Origin of the sequence: Streptomyces sp. NPDC001068 (assembly GCF_042897315.1) — a bacterium.
GTDB lineage: Bacteria > Actinomycetota > Actinomycetes > Streptomycetales > Streptomycetaceae > Streptomyces.
In genome coordinates, this window is the sequence record NZ_JBIAYD010000019.1 from 65,007 (window position 1) to 82,530 (window position 17,524).

General features: G+C 71.0%; 16 protein-coding genes. 8 read left to right on the top strand and 8 right to left on the bottom strand.

Going from position 1 to position 17,524, the window contains the following annotated elements:
* Window positions 1-20 precede the first annotated feature (20 nt).
* Window positions 21-1,664, bottom strand: a complete 1,644-nt coding sequence (dacB, locus tag ACFY3I_RS39165; RefSeq protein ID WP_390865720.1) for a D-alanyl-D-alanine carboxypeptidase/D-alanyl-D-alanine-endopeptidase — start codon at window positions 1,662-1,664, stop codon at window positions 21-23.
* Between the two features lie 79 nt (window positions 1,665-1,743).
* On the opposite strand from dacB, the gene ACFY3I_RS39170 reads away from it, so the two are divergent.
* Window positions 1,744-2,235 carry an inorganic diphosphatase gene (locus ACFY3I_RS39170; protein ID WP_010044289.1) on the top strand — a complete coding sequence of 164 codons (492 nt, stop codon included), beginning with the start codon at window positions 1,744-1,746 and terminating at the stop codon, window positions 2,233-2,235.
* Window positions 2,236-2,388: 153 nt separating this feature from the next.
* Window positions 2,389-4,041: a threonine/serine exporter ThrE family protein gene (locus ACFY3I_RS39175; protein ID WP_390865721.1), complete on the top strand. Its 1,653-nt coding sequence runs from the start codon at window positions 2,389-2,391 to the stop codon at window positions 4,039-4,041.
* A 106-nt stretch (window positions 4,042-4,147) separates the two neighbouring features.
* Here ACFY3I_RS39175 and ACFY3I_RS39180 read toward each other — a convergent pair whose 3' ends face one another.
* Together ACFY3I_RS39180 and ACFY3I_RS39185 are read right to left on the bottom strand one after the other, a co-directional pair.
* The gene (locus ACFY3I_RS39180) at window positions 4,148-5,119 is read right to left on the bottom strand and encodes a VTT domain-containing protein (protein ID WP_390865750.1); all 972 of its coding nucleotides are present in this window, start codon (window positions 5,117-5,119) and stop codon (window positions 4,148-4,150) included.
* A 213-nt stretch (window positions 5,120-5,332) separates the two neighbouring features.
* A complete protein-coding gene (locus ACFY3I_RS39185; RefSeq protein WP_390865722.1) occupies window positions 5,333-6,094 on the bottom strand; it encodes a MerR family transcriptional regulator in 762 nt (253 codons plus the stop codon).
* Window positions 6,095-6,223: 129 nt separating this feature from the next.
* On the opposite strand from ACFY3I_RS39185, the gene ACFY3I_RS39190 reads away from it, so the two are divergent.
* Complete coding sequence (locus ACFY3I_RS39190; RefSeq protein WP_390865723.1) at window positions 6,224-7,510, top strand: ion channel protein; 1,287 nt, start codon at window positions 6,224-6,226, stop codon at window positions 7,508-7,510.
* A 31-nt stretch (window positions 7,511-7,541) separates the two neighbouring features.
* The gene (locus tag ACFY3I_RS39195; protein WP_390865724.1) at window positions 7,542-8,951 is read left to right on the top strand and encodes a glutamate decarboxylase; all 1,410 of its coding nucleotides are present in this window, start codon (window positions 7,542-7,544) and stop codon (window positions 8,949-8,951) included.
* A gap of 19 nt (window positions 8,952-8,970) precedes the next feature.
* Here the strand turns inward: ACFY3I_RS39195 and ACFY3I_RS39200 are convergent, their stop codons facing one another.
* From ACFY3I_RS39200 to ACFY3I_RS39210, 3 genes are all read right to left on the bottom strand, one after another.
* Window positions 8,971-9,510 (bottom strand): DinB family protein, encoded by a 540-nt coding sequence (locus ACFY3I_RS39200; RefSeq protein WP_365286510.1) that lies wholly within the window; start codon window positions 9,508-9,510, stop codon window positions 8,971-8,973.
* 141 nt (window positions 9,511-9,651) lie between these two features.
* The gene (locus tag ACFY3I_RS39205; RefSeq protein ID WP_390865725.1) at window positions 9,652-11,112 is read right to left on the bottom strand and encodes an aldehyde dehydrogenase family protein; all 1,461 of its coding nucleotides are present in this window, start codon (window positions 11,110-11,112) and stop codon (window positions 9,652-9,654) included.
* A gap of 167 nt (window positions 11,113-11,279) precedes the next feature.
* The gene (locus tag ACFY3I_RS39210) at window positions 11,280-12,104 is read right to left on the bottom strand and encodes a helix-turn-helix transcriptional regulator (RefSeq protein ID WP_365286831.1); all 825 of its coding nucleotides are present in this window, start codon (window positions 12,102-12,104) and stop codon (window positions 11,280-11,282) included.
* 354 nt (window positions 12,105-12,458) lie between these two features.
* Here ACFY3I_RS39210 and ACFY3I_RS39215 point away from each other — a divergent pair, with 354 nt between their 5' ends.
* Complete coding sequence (locus ACFY3I_RS39215; protein ID WP_390865726.1) at window positions 12,459-12,938, top strand: ATP-binding protein; 480 nt, start codon at window positions 12,459-12,461, stop codon at window positions 12,936-12,938.
* A 144-nt stretch (window positions 12,939-13,082) separates the two neighbouring features.
* Here the strand turns inward: ACFY3I_RS39215 and ACFY3I_RS39220 are convergent, their stop codons facing one another.
* Window positions 13,083-13,301 (bottom strand): DUF397 domain-containing protein, encoded by a 219-nt coding sequence (locus tag ACFY3I_RS39220; RefSeq protein ID WP_052270045.1) that lies wholly within the window; start codon window positions 13,299-13,301, stop codon window positions 13,083-13,085.
* Between the two features lie 590 nt (window positions 13,302-13,891).
* Between ACFY3I_RS39220 and ACFY3I_RS39225 the strand changes: the two genes are divergently transcribed.
* Together ACFY3I_RS39225 and ACFY3I_RS39230 are read left to right on the top strand one after the other, a co-directional pair.
* A complete protein-coding gene (locus tag ACFY3I_RS39225) occupies window positions 13,892-14,458 on the top strand; it encodes a hypothetical protein (protein WP_390865727.1) in 567 nt (188 codons plus the stop codon).
* 172 nt (window positions 14,459-14,630) lie between these two features.
* Complete coding sequence (locus ACFY3I_RS39230) at window positions 14,631-15,146, top strand: DUF4232 domain-containing protein (protein ID WP_390865728.1); 516 nt, start codon at window positions 14,631-14,633, stop codon at window positions 15,144-15,146.
* A 215-nt stretch (window positions 15,147-15,361) separates the two neighbouring features.
* Here the strand turns inward: ACFY3I_RS39230 and ACFY3I_RS39235 are convergent, their stop codons facing one another.
* Window positions 15,362-16,492 carry a DUF2786 domain-containing protein gene (locus tag ACFY3I_RS39235; RefSeq protein WP_390865729.1) on the bottom strand — a complete coding sequence of 377 codons (1,131 nt, stop codon included), beginning with the start codon at window positions 16,490-16,492 and terminating at the stop codon, window positions 15,362-15,364.
* A 145-nt stretch (window positions 16,493-16,637) separates the two neighbouring features.
* Here ACFY3I_RS39235 and ACFY3I_RS39240 point away from each other — a divergent pair, with 145 nt between their 5' ends.
* The gene (locus tag ACFY3I_RS39240; protein WP_390865730.1) at window positions 16,638-17,432 is read left to right on the top strand and encodes a Clp protease N-terminal domain-containing protein; all 795 of its coding nucleotides are present in this window, start codon (window positions 16,638-16,640) and stop codon (window positions 17,430-17,432) included.
* Window positions 17,433-17,524: the final 92 nt, after the last annotated feature.

Sequence of the window (17,524 nt, forward strand, 5' to 3'; positions counted from 1 at the left end):
GGCGGGACACCGGGGGCGTCTCACAGCCCCGCCAGCGCCGTCGCCGTCCGGTCCAGGGCCGCCTGGGCCTCCGGCGGGTTCGTGGTACCGGCGGTGAGGAACGCGAACGCCAGCAGGCGGCCGTCCTTGTCGACGACGGTGCCCGCGAGGGTGTTGACCCCGGTCAGGGTGCCGGTCTTCGCCCTGACGACACCTGCCGCGCCGTCCCTGTAGCGCGCGGCCAGGGTGCCCGTGAAACCGGCCACGGGCAGGCCGGTGAGGACCGTTCGCAGGCCGGGCCGGTCCGCGTCGGCGGCCTTGACGAGCAGGGCGGTGAGCAGGTTCGCCGTCAGCTTGTCGTCGCGGTTCAGACCGCTGCCGTCGTGGAAGGCGGCGCCGGCCATCGGCAGGCCCAGTTTCGCCAGTTGGGCGTGGATCGCGGCCGCTCCCCCGGCGAAGCTGGCCGGCCCGCCGCTCGCCAGCGCGGTCTGGCGGGCGAGTGCCTCCGCGATGTCGTTGTCGCTGTTGGTCAGCATGCGTTCGACGATCGCGGACAGCGGCGGCGAGGTGACGGTGGCGAGGGTGTCGGCCCGGCTGCTCGACTTGGAGGTGCCTGGCGCCGAGGTCTTGATGCCGGCCTGCGCCAGGAAGCCGGCGAACTGCCGGGCGGCGTCGGCCCCCGGGTCGGCCACCCGGGTCGCCGGACCGCTGACGGAGCCGTTGCTGCGGGCCTCGTCGGCGATGAGGGGGCTCACGCGCGCGAGGTTCTCGTTGACGCCGATGGGGTGCTGGTCGGGGCCGCTGTAGAGCGTGGTGTCGTACGAGAGCGTGATCTGCCGGATACCCCGCTCGGTCAGCGACTTCGCCGTGCGGGCGGCGAGGTCGCGCAGGCTGGCCCAGCCGTCCGGGTCCTTGCGGGCGGTGAGGGTGGGGTCGCCGCCGCCGACCAGGACGACCTCCCTCGTCCCGGGTTCGAGGGCCGCGCGCGTGGTGATGCGGTGGTCGGGACCGAGAGCGGACAGGGCCGCGACAGCGGTGGCGATCTTGGTGGTGGAGGCGGGGGTCAGGGCCGTGTCGGCGCCGGTGCCGTACAGGCGCCTGCCGGTGGCCACGTCCACGACCACGGCGGTACGGGTGCCGCCGAGCGCGGAGGAGTCCAGGAGGGGGCCCAGGAGGTCCGTGACGGCCGTTCCGGTGATCCCGGCGGGCTCCCCGCTCGGCGCCGACTTCACGGTGTTCGTGGCGGTGCCGAGGCCCGTCAGGACGGATCCGGCGCTGGGCGCGGGATCCGGCTCCCCCGCGGCGACGCCGGAACCGTGATCTGCGCCACCCGTCCGGTGCGGGGCGGCGGCCCGGTCCCGCTCGGCCGTACGCTGGCCGCTGGCGTCCCAGGGGCCGGCCGCGGTCACCGCACCGGCGGCCAGCGCGAGCCCGGCCGTGACGGCGCCCGCGGTGTACCGCCAGGTCCCGACGGTCCGGGGACGAGGCGGGCGGGTTGGGCCGGCCGGCCGGGGTCCACCGACGCGCCCGAGGCGCGCCAGCTGCGCTCCGACCAGTCGCCTCAACCGCTTGACCTGCGGTTTCACGGCAGTGACCACGCGTGCCAGACCCGGTCGGACGGCATCCGCGATCTTCCGCACACGCGGTTTCGCGGACTGCCAAGGCCTCAGCTCTGGCACGACCACCAGCCCCTTTCGCGATCACACACCAGCGTGAGGGACACTTAACCACCAGAACTATGTGTTGATCATGGAGGAGCCACCGGTGGAGTTCGACGTCACGATCGAGATCCCGAAGGGTTCGCGGAACAAGTACGAGGTGGACCACGAGACCGGTCGGATCCGCCTGGACCGTCGTCTCTTCACCTCGACCGCCTACCCGACCGACTACGGATTCGTCGAGAACACTCTCGGCGAGGACGGCGACCCGCTGGACGCGCTGGTCATTCTTGACGAGCCGACGTTCCCGGGCTGCCTCATCAAGTGCCGCGCGATCGGCATGTTCCGGATGACGGACGAGGCGGGCGGCGACGACAAGCTGCTGTGCGTCCCGGCCACCGACCCCCGGGTGGAGCACCTGCGCGACATCCACCACGTGTCGGAGTTCGACCGTCTGGAGATCCAGCACTTCTTCGAGGTCTACAAGGACCTGGAGCCCGGCAAGTCGGTCGAGGGCGCCAACTGGGTGGGCCGCACCGACGCCGAGATCGAGATCGAGCGCTCGTACAAGCGCTTCAAGGAGCAGGGCGGTCACTGAACGACCGGCCGCACACCGGAAACGGGCCGCACGCACGCGTGCGGCCCGTTTTTCGTGCCCGCCTCCGTGGCGCGAGCAGGTTTTTGTGGCCGCTGAGTGGTCATGCGCATACTGAGGCGTACATGAAGTTGTCGTTCAGGGAGCGTTACGACGGTGACGGAGGAGGATCACAAGCCCCGCTCTGACGAGGCGCGGTACGACCCGGAGATCACGTCCGAGTTCGCCGTTCCGGCGGGCATCGCGGTTCCCGAGGCCGCTGTCGAGCCCGAGACCACGTCCGAGTTCGTGGTGCCCAGGGGGCTGACGACGCCGCAGCCGGCGAGCGGCGAGCCGGAGGGTTCGGCGTTCAGCACGCCGGAGACCTACAGCGCCCATGACGGCCCGAACGCCTTCACGCCCGCCTCCGGGTTCCCCACGGTCAGTCTCGTCAAGGACGCGCCCTGGCAGGACCGGATGCGCACGATGCTGCGCATGCCGGTGGCCGAGCGGCCGGCTCCGGAGCCGGTGCAGAAGGTCGAGGAGGACGGACCCGCCGTCCCGCGCGTGCTCGACCTGACGCTGCGTATCGGGGAGCTGCTGCTGGCGGGCGGCGAGGGCGCGGAGGACGTCGAGGCCGCGATGTTCGCGGTCTGCCGGTCCTACGGCCTCGACCGCTGCGAGCCGGGTGTCACGTTCACGCTGCTGGCGATCTCCTACCAGCCGTCCCTGGTCGACGACCCGGTGACGGCGTCCCGGACGGTGCGGCGGCGCGGGACCGACTACACGCGTCTGGCCGCCGTCTTCCGGCTCGTGGACGACCTCACCGATCCCGAGACCCATGTCTCCCTGGAGGAGGCCTACCGGCGGCTCGCGGAGATCCGCCGCAACCGGCACCCCTACCCCGGCTGGGCGCTGACCGGCGCGAGCGGACTGCTCGCGGGGGCCGCCTCGGTGCTCGTCGGCGGTGACTTCCTGGTGTTCGTGGCGGCCGCGATCGGCGCGATGCTCGGTGACCGGCTGGCGTGGCTGTGCGCGGGGCGGGGGCTGCCGGAGTTCTACCAGTTCATGATCGCCGCGATGCCGCCGGCGGCGATCGGGGTCGCCTTCGCGCTCGCCCACGTCGACGTGAAGGCGTCCGCCGTCGTCACCGGTGGACTCTTCGCGCTGCTGCCCGGGCGGGCTCTGGTCGCGGGCGTCCAGGACGGCCTCACCGGCTTCTACATCACCGCCTCCGCCCGGCTGCTGGAGGTCATGTACTTCTTCGTCGGCATCGTCATCGGGGTGCTGACGGTCCTGTACTTCGGCGTGAAGCTGGGCGGCCGCCTCAACCCCGACGCGGCCCTGATCGGCTCCGAGCGGCCGCTGCTGCAGATCGCCGCGTCGATGGTGCTGTCGCTGACCTTCGCCGTCCTGCTCCAGCAGGAACGGTCCACCGTGCTGGCCGTGACCCTCAACGGCGGCGTGGCCTGGTGCGTGTACGGCGCGATGCACTACGCCGGGGGAATCTCCCCGGTCGCCTCCACGGCCGCGGCGGCCGGTCTCGTCGGGCTGTTCGGGCAGCTGCTGTCGCGCTACCGGTTCGCCTCCGCGCTGCCGTACACGACGGCCGCGATCGGACCGCTGCTGCCGGGTTCGGCGACCTACTTCGGACTGCTGTCGATGGCCCAGAACGATGTCGACAAGGGGCTGGTGTCCCTGGCCAAGGCGGCTTCGCTCGCCATGGCCATCGCCATCGGGGTCAACCTGGGGTCTGAGATCTCCCGGCTGGGCCTGCGGGTGGGGTCGGCGCGCAAGCGCCGGGCCGCGAAGCGGACGCGGGGGTTCTGAGCGCGTCGGGAGGGGCGCGGGTGGACACGGCGGTCCGTGCGCCACCGCGGCGCCGTGGGGGCGGCCGGCGCGGCTCCCAGCGCCCCTGAAAGCAGGACGTGGCCGCTCACGGCGCTCGGTAGTGGTCCTCGCTGTACGGGTTGTACTGCTGGTCGTAGCCGTTCTGGCCGTAGCCGTTCTGCTGGTCGTAGCCGTTCGGGTCGTAGTAGGGCTGCTGCGGGGTGTACTGCTCGGGCTGCCCGTACTGCTGCTGAGGCTGCTGCCCGCCGTACTGCTGCCGGGGCTGAGGCTGCTGGCCGCCGTACTGCTGCCGGGGCTGAGGCTGCTGACCGTCGTACTGCTGCCGGGGCTGCTGCGGGGTGTACGCGGGCTCGATCCGGCGGAGCCGGGTCGTCGCGTCGTCCATCACCGGCGGGGCGGGGTGCTGCGGGAGCGGCTGCTCACCGGCCGGCGCAGCCTTCCTGCTCTTGGCGCGGGCCCGCAGGAACTCGATGGCGATCGGGACCACCGAGACGAGCACGATCAGGATCAGGATCGCCTCGATGTTGTTCTTCACGACGTCGATCTTGCCGAGCCAGGAACCGAGCAGGGTGACCCCGGCGCCCCACAGGACACCGCCGATGACGTTGAACACCAGGAACGAGCGGTAGGCCATGCCGCTGACGCCGGCGATGATCGGCGTGAACGTGCGGATCACCGGCACGAAGCGGGCCAGGATCAGGGACTTGGGGCCGTGCTTCTCGAAGAACTCGTGCGCCTTCTCGACGTTCTCCCGCTTGAAGAGGCGCGAGTTCGGGCGGTTGAAGAGCGACGGGCCGACCTTCTTGCCGAACATGTAGCCCGCCTGGTCGCCGAGGATCGCGGCGGCGCAGATCAGGGCGATCGCGCCCCACAGCGGGAAGTCCATCTTGTTCGAGGTGATCAGCAGGCCACAGGTGAACAGGAGCGAGTCACCGGGCAGGAAGAAGCCGATGAGCAGGCCGGACTCCGCGAAGACCACCAGGAGCAGGCCCCAGATGCCGAACGAGTCGAGAAGGTTGTTCGGGTCCAGCCAGCTCGGCCCGAGGGCCAGCGTCATCTCGGTTCCGGTCGTCACGGTTCCGGGCTCCTGTGGGGTGAGGGCACTACGGGTTCCTTGTGCGGCCGCACAAAGCTATCAACGCAAGGTGTCCGCCCCGGGTTCCACGGGTGGAACCCGGGTGCACTGTGCCTGCCCCGGGGAACGGCTGTGGACGTGGGTCGAAGGATACGGCGGCGAGCGGCCCCCGCGGAGGCCCGGACGGACGTCCGGTCACGCCGTGTGGCGGGCCGCGTTCGCCTCGATGGCCGCCGTCAGGTGTTCGGCCAGGCCCGGCGCCATGGAGTCGTAGTACGCCTTGAAGCGTTCGTCGGACACGTACATCGCCGCGAGACCTCGGTGCATCTCGTACGGGCAGTCGTAGAACCAGGCCGAGATGTGCCGCCGGTGTTCCTCGGCCATGTCCATGGCCCGGGTGCCGGTGGGCGGCTCGGCCTCGTTCACCAGGGCGGCGTAACGCCCGCCCCAGTCGTCGGCCTCGGCCTTCATGCGCTGCCAGTCGGCCTTGGTGTAGCCGGCGGTCCGCCGCCGCGACTCGGCGTAGGCCCGGGTGCCGCCCCAGCGCTGCTCGGCCTCCTCGGCGTACTGCTCGGGGTCATTGTCTCCGAAGACCTCGAAGCGTTCCTCGGGTGTGAGGTCGATCCCCATTCTGCGTGCCTCCATGGCGTGCTCCACGGCCGCGGCCATCTTCCGCAGCTTCTCGATCCGGGCGGTCAGCAGCTCGTGCCGGCGCCGCAGGTGCGCGCGCGGGTCCGCCTCCGGGTCGTCCAGCAGGGCCGCGACCTCCTCGAGCGGGAAGCCGAGCTCGCGGTAGAACAGGATCCGCTGCAGCCGGTCGAGGTCCGCCTCGGCGTACCGCCGGTGTCCGGCGTGGCTCCGGTCGCCCGGGACCAGCAGGCCGATCTCGTCGTAGTGGTGCAGGGTGCGCACGGTGACGCCGGCGAATCGCGCGACCTGTCCGACGGAGTAGCTCACTTCCGCTCCTTTCCGTGCTCCACCCTGGGCCCTCACGTGACGTGAGGTGCAAGTCCGTCGTGTCCCGGGCCTCAGCGCGCCGGTCCCGTTCCGGGCGTTCGGTCGCTTTTGCCCGCTTATGGTGAGTCGGTGGCCCAGGACACCGCGGAGCAGGCTCTCCCCACCCCGCCCTCGACCCCCGCACGCGCCCTGCTGCCGCTGATCGCCCCCGCCCTCGTCGTCGGCGTCGCCTGCAGCCTGCTCTTCCTGCTGGTCAGCTCGGTGGCGGAGCGGTTGCAGCACGTGCTCTGGGACGACCTGCCGGACGCGCTCGGCATCGGACGCTACTCGGTGCCGTGGATGCTGGTGATGCTGACCGCGACCGGAATCGCGGTGGGGCTGGTGGTGTGGAAGGTGCCGGGCCACGCGGGGCCCGATCCGGCCACCCTGGGCCTGGACGCGGTGGCGCTGCCGCCGGCCGCCCTGCCCGGGCTGCTGCTGGCGGCCGTGCTGATGCTGGCGGGCGGCCCGAGCCTGGGCCCCGAGAACCCGATCATCGCCGTGAACGTGGGGCTGGCGCTCTGGCTGGGGCGCCTGGCGATGCCCCGCCTGCCGGGCTCGCTGTGGCCGGCGCTGGCCGACGCGGCGACGCTCGGCGCGCTGTTCGGCACCCCGGTGGCGGCCGCCCTGGTGATCTCCGAGGCGCTGGCCGGGAAACCGCTGAAGGGGGCGCTGTGGGACAACCTCTTCGGGCCGCTGACGGCCGCGGGGGCGGGCGCGATGACGACCGCTCTGGTGGCTCATCCGACCCTCGACCTCGGCCTGCCTCCGCTCGGCCACCCGCGCTGGCCCGACCTGCTGGCGGTCGTGGTGATCGCCCCCGCCGCCGCACTGCTCGGGATGTGCGCCGTCTACGCCTTCCCCTTCGTCCACGGCGCCTTCCGGCGCCTCGGGCACCCCATGGTGGCCCTTCCGGTCGGCGGGCTGGTGCTCGGCCTGCTGGCGGCCCTGGGCGGCCGTCTGACGCTCTTCAAGGGGCTTGACCAGGTCGCCGAACTCGCGAAGGATCCGGCCGGCTGGTCGGCCGGCCAGTACGCCGTGATGGCGGTCGTCAAACTGGCCGCGCTGCTGGTCGCGTCCTCCTGCGGTTTCCGCGGTGGCCGGATCTTTCCCTCCGTGTTCATCGGCGCGGCCCTCGGGCTGTGCGCACACGCCCTGGTGCCCGCGGTGCCGCCCTCGGTGGGCGTGGCGGCCGGTGTGCTGGGCATGCTGTTGGCGATCACCCGCCAGGGCTGGATCAGCCTGTTCACGGCCGCGGTGCTGGTGGCCTCGACGAGCATCATCACGCTGTTGTGCGTCGCGTCGCTGCCCGCGTGGCTGATGGTGACCGGGCGCCCCAGAATGCAACTGCGGCCGGACGGCACGGCCCTGCGCTGAACTTCGTGAACCGCTCTAGGAGGCACCTGTCATGCCGCTGCACAAGGGATCCGGTAAGCACCACGAGCGCTCGATGTCCGTCAACCCGTTCTTCGGGGAGGCGAACCCGGTCGCCGGCATGGCCGAGGCCCCGCCCACACACCGGCTGCCGGACGGTCCGCTGCCGCCCTCGACGGCCTACCAGCTGGTGCACGACGAACTGATGCTGGACGGCAACGCCCGGCTGAATCTGGCCACGTTCGTCACCACTTGGATGGAGCCGCAGGCCGGCGTCCTGATGGCCCAGTGCGACGACAAGAACATGATCGACAAGGACGAGTACCCGCGTACCGCCGAACTGGAGCGGCGCTGCGTGGCGATGCTCGCCGACCTGTGGAACGCACCGGATCCGACCGGCACGATCGGCTGCTCGACCACCGGCTCCAGCGAGGCCTGCATGCTGGCCGGGCTGGCGATGAAGCGCCGCTGGGCGCAGCGCAACGCCGACCGCTATCCGGCCACCGCCCGCCCGAACCTGATCATGGGCATCAACGTCCAGGTCTGCTGGGAGAAGTTCTGCAACTTCTGGGAGGTCGAGCCCCGGTTCGTACCCATGGAGGGCGACCGCTACCACCTGGACCCGCAGGCCGCCGCCGAGCTGTGCGACGAGAACACCATCGGGGTGGTCGGCATCCTCGGATCCACCTTCGACGGCTCCTACGAGCCGATCGCCGACCTCTGCGCCGCCCTGGACGCCCTCCAGGAGCGCACCGGCCTCGACGTCCCGGTGCACGTCGACGGCGCGTCCGGCGGGATGATCGCGCCGTTCCTCGACGAGGACCTGGTGTGGGACTTCCGGCTGCCGCGGGTGGCCTCGATCAACACCTCGGGCCACAAGTACGGCCTGGTCTACCCGGGCGTCGGCTGGGCGCTGTGGCGGGACAAGGAGGCGCTGCCCGAGGAACTGGTCTTCCGGGTCAACTACCTGGGCGGCGACATGCCCACCTTCGCCCTCAACTTCTCCCGCCCCGGCGCCCAGGTGGTCGCGCAGTACTACACGTTCCTGCGGCTCGGCCGGGACGGCTACCGGGCCGTTCAGCAGGCCTCGCGGGAGGTGGCCACCGGGCTCGCCGAACGCATCGAGGCGCTCGGCGACTTCCGGCTGCTGACCCGGGGCGACGAGCTGCCGGTGTTCGCCTTCACCACCGCCGACCACGTGACGTCGTACGACGTCTTCGACGTCTCCCGGCGGCTGCGCGAGAGCGGCTGGCTGGTACCGGCGTACACCTTCCCGGCCAACCGTGAGGACCTGTCCGTGCTGCGGGTGGTGTGCCGCAACGGCTTCTCCAAGGACCTGGCCGAGCTGTTCCTGGAGGACCTGGCCCGGCTGCTGCCCGAACTGCGCCGGCAGCCGCATCCGCTGACCCACGACAAGAGCGCGGCCACCAGCTTCCACCACTGAGGGCTGGACCGGGCAGCGGCTAGGAGGCCTGCTCCAGGGCGACGAGCTCGAAGGCCGTCTTCCCGTCCAGGGACTCGCGGACGATGTCGGCGTGGCCCGCGTGCCGGGCGGTCTCGCGGATCAGGTGGAGGCAGACCCACCGCATGGAGACCCGGCCCTCCGGCGGGAACCAGGGCTGCGGCGGAAGGGGGAAGGTGTCGTCGAGGCTCGGGACGGAGCGGATGAACTTCTCCGTCTCGGCCGCGACCTGCTCCCAGTGGGCGAGCTGCGAGGCCACCGTCTCGTCGCCGACCAGCTGGAAGGTCTCGTGCCAGTTCGACTGGTCGCGCTCGATCGCCGGCGGCTCCTGCTTGGCGCGGGCGATCCAGCTCTGCTCGACCTCCGCGCAGTGCTTGAGCAGACCCGCCAGGGTCAGCTCGCTCGCGCTCGACCTGCTCGTCGCCTGCTCGTCCGTGAGGCCGAGCAGGGCCCGGCGGATGCCGCCGCGCTGCTCCTCGATGAAGGAGAGCAGCGCTCCGCGCTCGTCGCCCTGTGCTTCCGCGGGAACGTGAGTGACCATGACCGGCCGCCTTTCCTCGGGCCCTGTTGCCCTGACACGGAAGAAGCTACGGGCCCTTTAGGACAGATAGCGTCCTAAAGGGCCCGGGGTCGCCGAACCGGCCCGAACGACACCGGACTCGGCCGGAATCCGTCGGCGGGACTAGAACGGGAAGCCGCTCCGGCCGTGCTGGACCGAGATCCACTTGAGGGTGGTGAAGGCGTCCACGGTGGTCTCGCCGTTCAGCCGGCCGAGGCCGGAGTGCTTCTCCCCGCCGAAGGGGACGACCGGCTCGTCGTGGACCGTGCCGTCGTTGACGTGGAACATGCCGGTGTCGATCCGCTTCGCGAAGGACACGCCCCGCTCGACGTCACCGGTGTGGACGGCGCCGCTGAGGCCGTAGGGAGTGTCGTTGACGATGCGTACGGCCTCCTCCTCGCCGTCGAACGGGATGAGGAAGGCGACCGGGCCGAAGACCTCCTGGCGCAGCAGCTCGGACCCGGCCGGGACGCCGGTGAGGACCGAGGGTTCGACCAGGTTGTCGGTGGTCGCGCCGTGCACCAGGGCGGTGGCGCCCTCGGCGACGGCCTGCTCGACCGTGGCCGAAACCGACTCCGCCTGCTGGGAGTTGATCAGCGGGCCGATGACCGTCCGGGGGTCCTGCGGGTCACCGGCCTTCAGGGTCCGGACCTTGGCGACGAACTTCTCGGTGAACTCGTCCGCGATCGAGCGGTCGACCAGCACGCGGTTGGCGGCCATGCAGACCTGGCCCTGGTGGACGTACCGGCTGAAGACCGCCGCGTCGACCGCGTAGTCGATGTCGGCGTCGTCGAGGACGACGATCGCGCTGTTGCCGCCCAGTTCGAGCACCGACCGCTTGAAGAGCGAGGCGCAGACGGTGGCCACGTGCCGGCCGACCTTGTCGGAGCCCGTGAAGGAGATGACCTTCGGGACCGGGTGCTCGATGAAGGCGTCGCCGATCTCGGCGATGTCCGTGACGACGACGTTGAGCAGGCCGCCGGGCAGGCCGGCGTCCTCGAAGAGCTTCGCGACCAGGGTGCCGCCGACGATCGGGGTGTTCTGGTGCGGCTTGAGGACGACGGCGTTGCCGAGGGCCAGGGCCGGCGCGACGGACTTGATCGACAGCAGGAAGGGGAAGTTGAAGGGGCTGATCACACCGACGACACCGACCGGCACGCGGTAGACCCGGTTCTCCTTGCCGTCCACCGGGGAGGGCATGATCCGGCCCTCGGGGCGCAGCGACCACTGGATCGACTCGCGCAGGAACTCCTTGGCGAGGTGCAGCTCGAAGCCGGCCTTCAGATGCGTGCCGCCGAGCTCGGCGATGATCGCCTCGGTGATCTCCGCCTCCCGCTCCTCGACGAGACGCAGGGCCCTCTCGAACACGGCGCGGCGGGCGTAGGGGTTGGTGGCGGCCCACTGCTTCTGGGCGCGCGCGGCGGCCTGGTAGGCCTGATCTACTTCGTCGACCGCGGCTATGGTGATCGACGCCAGCTTCTCGCCGTCGTACGGGTTGAAGTCGATGATGTCCCAGGACCCGGTCCCCGGGCGCCACTCACCGTCGATGTACTGCTGGGCCAGGTCGGTGAAGTAGGACGACATGTGATCCCTCGATCCCCTGCTGCGTCGGCAGTCGATGCGGCCACCCGATCCACATCCACATCACGGTCTGATCACGCGTCATCGTAGCCGCGTGACAGGGCAGTTGGGACACCAGTTCGGCGATCTCCGGACGGGTCCGAGGGTAATCCCCACGTGCGGAGATATATCTAGGAGAGCTGGAGCAGTCCGCGCAGCAGGTCCCGGCTCTCGTCCGGTCCGGGGCTGTCCTGCTGGAGCTCCTTCAGCGCCAGCTCGTACTGGGCGACGTCCTCGCGCTTGTCGAGGTAGAGGGCGCTGGTGAGCTGCTCCAGGTAGACCACGTCGGACAGGTCGGACTCCGGGAAGCTCAGGATCGTGAAGGAACCGCCCTCGCCCGAGTGCCCGCCGAAGCTGAACGGCATGATCTGGAGCCGGACGTTGGACCGCTCGGAGATCTCGACCAGGTGCTGGAGCTGGCCGCGCATCACCTCGCGGCTGCCGTACGGCCGGCGCAGGGCGGCCTCGTCGAGGACGATGTGGAAGTCGGGGGCGTTTTCGGCCACCAGGTACTTCTGCCGCTCCATGCGCAGGGTCACCCTGCGCTCGACGTCGGCCTCGCTGGCCCCCTTCATGCCGCGCCGCACCACCGCGCGCGCGTACTCCTCGGTCTGCAGCAGGCCGTGCACGAACTGCACCTCGTACGCGCGGATCAGATGCGCGGCACCCTCCAGGCCCACGTAGGTGGGGAACCAGCTCGGCAGGACGTCCGAGTAGCTGTGCCACCACCCCGCCACGTTGGCCTCCCTGGCGAGGGAGACGAGCTGCTCGCGCTCGACCTCGTCGGTGATGCCGTACAACGTCAACAGGTCTTCCACGTCCCTGGTCTTGAAACTCACCCGGCCGAGCTCCATGCGGCTGATCTTCGATTCGGAGGCCCTGATCGAGTAGCCCGCGGCCTCGCGGGTGATGCCCCGGGCCTCGCGCAGCCGCCTGAGTTGCGAGCCGAGCAGCATTCGCCGCACCACCGATCCAGGCTCTCCCGCGCTCACGTTCGCCAGCCTCCCCAACCGTCTTCAGGGCCCGCAGTCTGCCACTAAAACACTCCGAGCAGTACTCGCCCGGTTACGGAAACGGAAAGCGGCCAAAGTTTAAGCACACGAAGACGCAAGCAGGTAGTGAGCCAACAGCTGCAAGTTGGCGGAAAAAATGGCCAACAAGCGGTACGGGAGGGTCCAATTCGGTCGCGTGCACGTGCATCTGCCCTTGCATCTGCTCTGCGCATCCGAAACCATGGTCCCGCGCCACCGCTGCATCGCAACGACCGCGAATTCCCGGGAGTGCCTCGCATGGGGACGAATGGATCGACCATGCTCAAGCCATTAAGGCAGGGCCTTCCGCCGCTTGATCCCGCGGCCGTGTCCAGCGCGGCCTCCTGTGCCCTCCCGGCCCGCTACGAAGCCGTGCGCGAGTCCAGGAAGTTCACCAGGAGAACACTCGACCAGTGGGACGTCGGCGAGCGCTTCGACGACATATGCCTCGTCGTCTCGGAACTCGTCACCAACGCCCTGCGGCACGCGGTGCCCGGTGAGCCCGAGCATTCCGCCGGACCGCACGCCCCTGCGGTACGGCTGCATCTGATGCGGTGGACCGAGCGGCTGGTGTGCGCGGTGCGCGACCCGAGCCACGGCACCCCCGCCCCCAGGGACTCCGACGACTTCTCCGCGGAGTCGGGCCGCGGGCTGTTCCTGGTCGACTCCTTCAGCGACAGCTGGGGCTGGCACCCGCTGGCCGGCGCCCTGAGCGGCAAGGTGGTCTGGGCGCTGTTCCGGCTCCAGCCCGCCGAATAGCGGAACCCGGCGCCTTCGGACGCCGGGTTTCTACGCGCGTTGCCGCTCACTCACCGCGCGAACACCCATCGGGCGCCCGCGAACCTCCGTGCGTGACCGCGTACTTCCAGGTCGACGCGCGACTCCCGTCCGACGCGGGCGGCCTCAGCTCACTATCAGGTGGTCGAACTCGCCGTCCTTCACACCTAGGAGCATCGCCTCGATCTCCGCGCGCGTGTAGACGAGCGCCGGACCGTCCGGGAAGCGCGAGTTGCGCACCGCCACGTCGCCGCCCGGCAGCCGCGCGAACTCGACGCAGGAACCCTGCGAGTTGCTGTGCCTGCTCTTCTGCCAGGCCACTCCGTCCAGCTGCGTCGCAGCCATGCCGTTGTACACGTCAAACCCCCCGTACACGCCGTCAACGTCGAGGTTCACAGGTCGCTCCCCGGTGGTGCACCAACTGGCTGATGTGACCATTGATGCAATGGTCAACTGATCCGGATCATAGCCCCGTTCACGTGCAGATGCATGAGCAGATGCACGTGCACGGGGGGTGTTCCTGCGATTACAGCTTTGACGACCGCTTTACCGAAGCTGTTTGAGCGTCTGCCCCGGAGCTGCCCGGACATGCGATCACCAGCCCTCGCCCATGATCTTCCGCGCCCTCGTCCGCGCCGGGCCGTCCGGATCGAACCCCGCGTGTATTAGGAAGAGACGCATACCGCGGCGTTCCTGTTCCAGCGTCCATGTGATGGTCCGGTGAGCGAGACGGACCGGACCGGGATCGGTCACCGGACGGACATCCTCGGCCTCGTGCATCTGCCACTGCACGAGCAGCTCGGCAGGGGGCAGGGGGCGTGAAGATGTGATGGGAGCCCGCGCCGCGTCCGTGGGCCCTCCTGGGGAGTGCTGGTAGCTTGCGGCTGTCGCCCGGTCGGCGGGGCGGCCGACCCTAGGAGCTCGGGAGCGTTGCGGTGACCACGGCTACGGCGAGTACGGCTACGACACCCACCCGGACGGCCACGGCCGCGGCGGACACGCGACCGACCGCGCGGCCGGCGGCGCGAGCGGCCGTACGGATCGCGGCCGCCGCGGCCGGGCTGGTGGGTGCGCTCACCCTGGCCGCCTGCAGCAGCGATGGCTCCGGCGGCGACTCCTCCCCCACCTCCCCGGGCACCTCGTCCGCGTCCGCCACCTCCGGATCGGACGACACCGCGGACAAGTCCGACGCGTTGCAGGGCAGTTGGATCACCACGAGCGGCGGCAAGATCGTCGCGCTCGTGGTCACGGGCAAGCAGGCCGGACTCTTCGAGACCGGCGGGTCCGTGTGCAGCGGCACCGCCGGCGAGGAGGCCGGCATGCGGATGATCCACCTCACCTGCACGGGCGGCGGCAAGGACCGCGTCACCGGAATGGTCGACACGGTCAGCAAGAGCGGCATGAAGGTCACCTGGTCAGGCAAAGCCGGCGAGGAGACGTACACCAGGGCGGAGGGCGGCAAGTTGCCGTCGGGACTGCCCACCTCGGCCCTCGGACAGTAGGGCTTATCGGGGCGATAGGGGCATAATCCACTGCTGAGTCGTCCCGGCACCGGCCCGTACCGGCCGAGAGGACGGTCCGTGCGGCGGCCAGGGGCAGGGGGTGGGCGCGCGGGACCCGGGCCGGGGCGTGATGATGCTGGGACACCGCCACGACCTCGATGGGGATCTGCTCATGCGCGCCATTCCGCTCACCGTCACGGCTCTCGCCGCCGCCCTCGCCCTGACCGCCTGCGACGACGGCAACGGCGGCGCCAGCGGCAAGAACAGCTCGGCCTGCGAGGTCGGCACCGTATCCGTCCAGGTCGGGTCGGCGAGCGTCGCGCCGGCCGCCGGCGACACCGGCGAGGTGCCGGTGAGCATCACGAACCAGAGCGCGCCGTGCACGCTCGACGGCTTCCCGGTCGTCACGCTGAAGGCGGGCGGCACGTCGGCCACGGTGGCCACGCTGTCGGGCGCGAAGTCCGAGAAGCTCAAGCTCGCCAAGGGCGACTCCGCGACGTTCTCGGTCAGCTACGTGCGCGCCGGGGACGGTGACGCGACAGGCCTCGCGGCCACGTCGATGACGGTGTCCCTGCCGGGGAGCGACGCGTCGCAGAGTTTCCCGTGGAAGTTCGGACCGGTGGCGGGCAAGGGCGCCGCGGACAAGCCGAACGCGTCGGTGGGTGCGTTCCAGCAGGCGGGAGACTGATATTCGGCGGCCGCGGGCCGGCGTTCGACGGCCCGCGGCCGACGGCTGGCGGCCAGCGGTCGACACCGAGCGGCCGGCCCGGGCCTCCCCCACGGTCGGACCTGGTCTGCCTTGCGAACTGACCGGACCTGCCCCACGGCCGGACCGGGCGTGCCCCACCCCGCCGGACCGACTCTCCCCTACGACCGGACCGGACCGCGCCCTGACGTTCGGTGCTAGGGCAGGCGGGAGCGCGAGTGGACCTGGGCCCGGTCCGCCGCTCTCGTGCCTTCCGTCCAGCCCGCCTCGTCGGTCACTCCGCGCAGACGGGTCGTGGTGGTCTGCGGGAACATCCGCTCCATGCGGTCGGTCACGGCCATCTCCCTGGTGGCCAGGACCGGAAGCAGATCCCGGGCCGCCGCCGTCTCGGTGACGGCCGTCCGCGCGGCGGCCGCCAGCCGGTCGCCGACCCGGTGCGCGTACGCCGCCAGGAAGGACTGCCTGAAGGTCTTCGTCCGCTTCCTGCCGCCCGCCCGCTGCGCCGCCTCCGCCGTCGTCATCGCGTGCGTGGCCTGCACCAGCAGCGAGGTGTAGAGCAGCTCGACGGCCTCCAGGTCCGCCTCGAAACCGACGACCGTGGAGAAGGCGAGCGGTTCGTTCCACACCGCCCGGCAGTGGTTGGCCGAGGCGACCGCGTCCAGCAGCACCGCTTTGGCCTGCTCGTACGGCGGCTCGACCCCGATCCGGCAGGCTCCGGGGGCGTCCGGAGCGGGCGCTCCCGCGGCGAGCAGCGCCTCGTCGACGCTGTGCCGGGCCATCAGCTCCTGCGCCTTGGCGCTGAGCGCCTCCGCCTCCTCGGGAAAGCCGGTCGCCTCGGCCTTGGCGAGCAGCGCGCGGATCCGGGTCAGCATCCGGGACTCCGGCCGGTGCGCGCCCGCACGGGGCCCGGAGTCGTCGAGCGGCTCCAGGGAGGGCAGCCGGAGCAGGATCCGGTACAGCTCCAGGACGGCGGTGGCGTGCGAGAAGCGGTCGCCCGCGCGGAACCGTCCGTCCGGCAACGCGTCCAGCTGCGCCAGCCAACGGGGGCCGCGCGGCCCGTCGTCCGCCGCCTGCGATCGGATCAGGTCGGCGGCGAGCCGGACGTGCGGTTCGTCCAGCTCACGCCGGACCAGTCGTACGACGTCGGCGGGCTGCCAGCCGCGCCGCCAGGCACCCGCGACGAACTCCCGGCCGCGGCGCGCGAGTTCCGCGTCCGCGCCGGTATCGGCCGCGAGGAGGGACGCACCCGTGTCGAGGCCGGAGTCGGTGCCGTCGTACAGGGCGGTCTGGAAGGCTCGGTCGACGGTGCTGGATTCACTGCTGGTCACACGTCGATCGTGCCACGTGCCGCGGACAGCCCCCGAAGGGCGTCCACACCCTGTGGACAACCGTCCGGCGCGGTGCGTGCGTGACGGATCCAGTCCATGTCAACCGAAGGTTGACACCCTTCTCCTGTCAACTTACGGTTGACACATGGCGACCAACCCGAACATCACGGCATCCGTACGCCTCGACGACCTCATCGCGGCGATCAAGACGGTCCACCCCGAACCCCTCGACCAGCTCCAGGACGCGGTGATCGCCGCCGACCACCTCGGCGACGTGGCCGACCACCTGATCGGCCACTTCGTCGACCAGGCCCGCCGCTCCGGCGCCTCCTGGACCGAGATCGGCAAGAGCATGGGCGTGACCCGGCAGGCGGCCCAGAAGCGCTTCGTGACCAAGGAATCGGCCGACCTCGACCCCGGCCAGGGCTTCAGCCGCTACACCCCGCGGGCGAAGAACGTGGTCATGGCAGCCCACCAGGAGGCGCTCGCGGCGGGCAACCCCGAAGGCCGCCCCGAGCACCTGGTCCTCGGTCTGCTGGCCGAGCCGGACGGCATCGGAGCGAAGGCGGTCCTCGCGCAGGGCGTCCTGCTGGACACCGTGCGCCAGGCGGCGACGGCCGCGCTCCCGCCGGCCGCGCAGGACGTGCCCGACCTCATCCCCTACGGCCCGGAGGCCAAGAAGGCCCTCGAACTCACCTTCCGCGAGGCCCTGCGCCTCGGCCACAACTACATCGGCACCGAGCACCTGCTGCTGGCCCTCCTGGAGCACGAGAACGGCGAAGGCGTCCTCAGCGGCCTCGGTGTCACCAAGCCGGCGTCCGAGGAGTACATCGCCAAGGTGCTGGGCCTGTGGGCCGAACAGCGCGACGCGGTGGCGGAGGCGGCGGACGCGGCGAAGGACGAGCGGGAACGGCGGAACGAGGCAGGGGCGGGAGAGTAGCGGGCGGGCCCGGCCGGCACCCGGCCGGGCGGGGCGTCGGGCCCCGGGCGCTCACCGCGGACCCGTTGTCAGTGGCGGGTGCCAGACTCGCG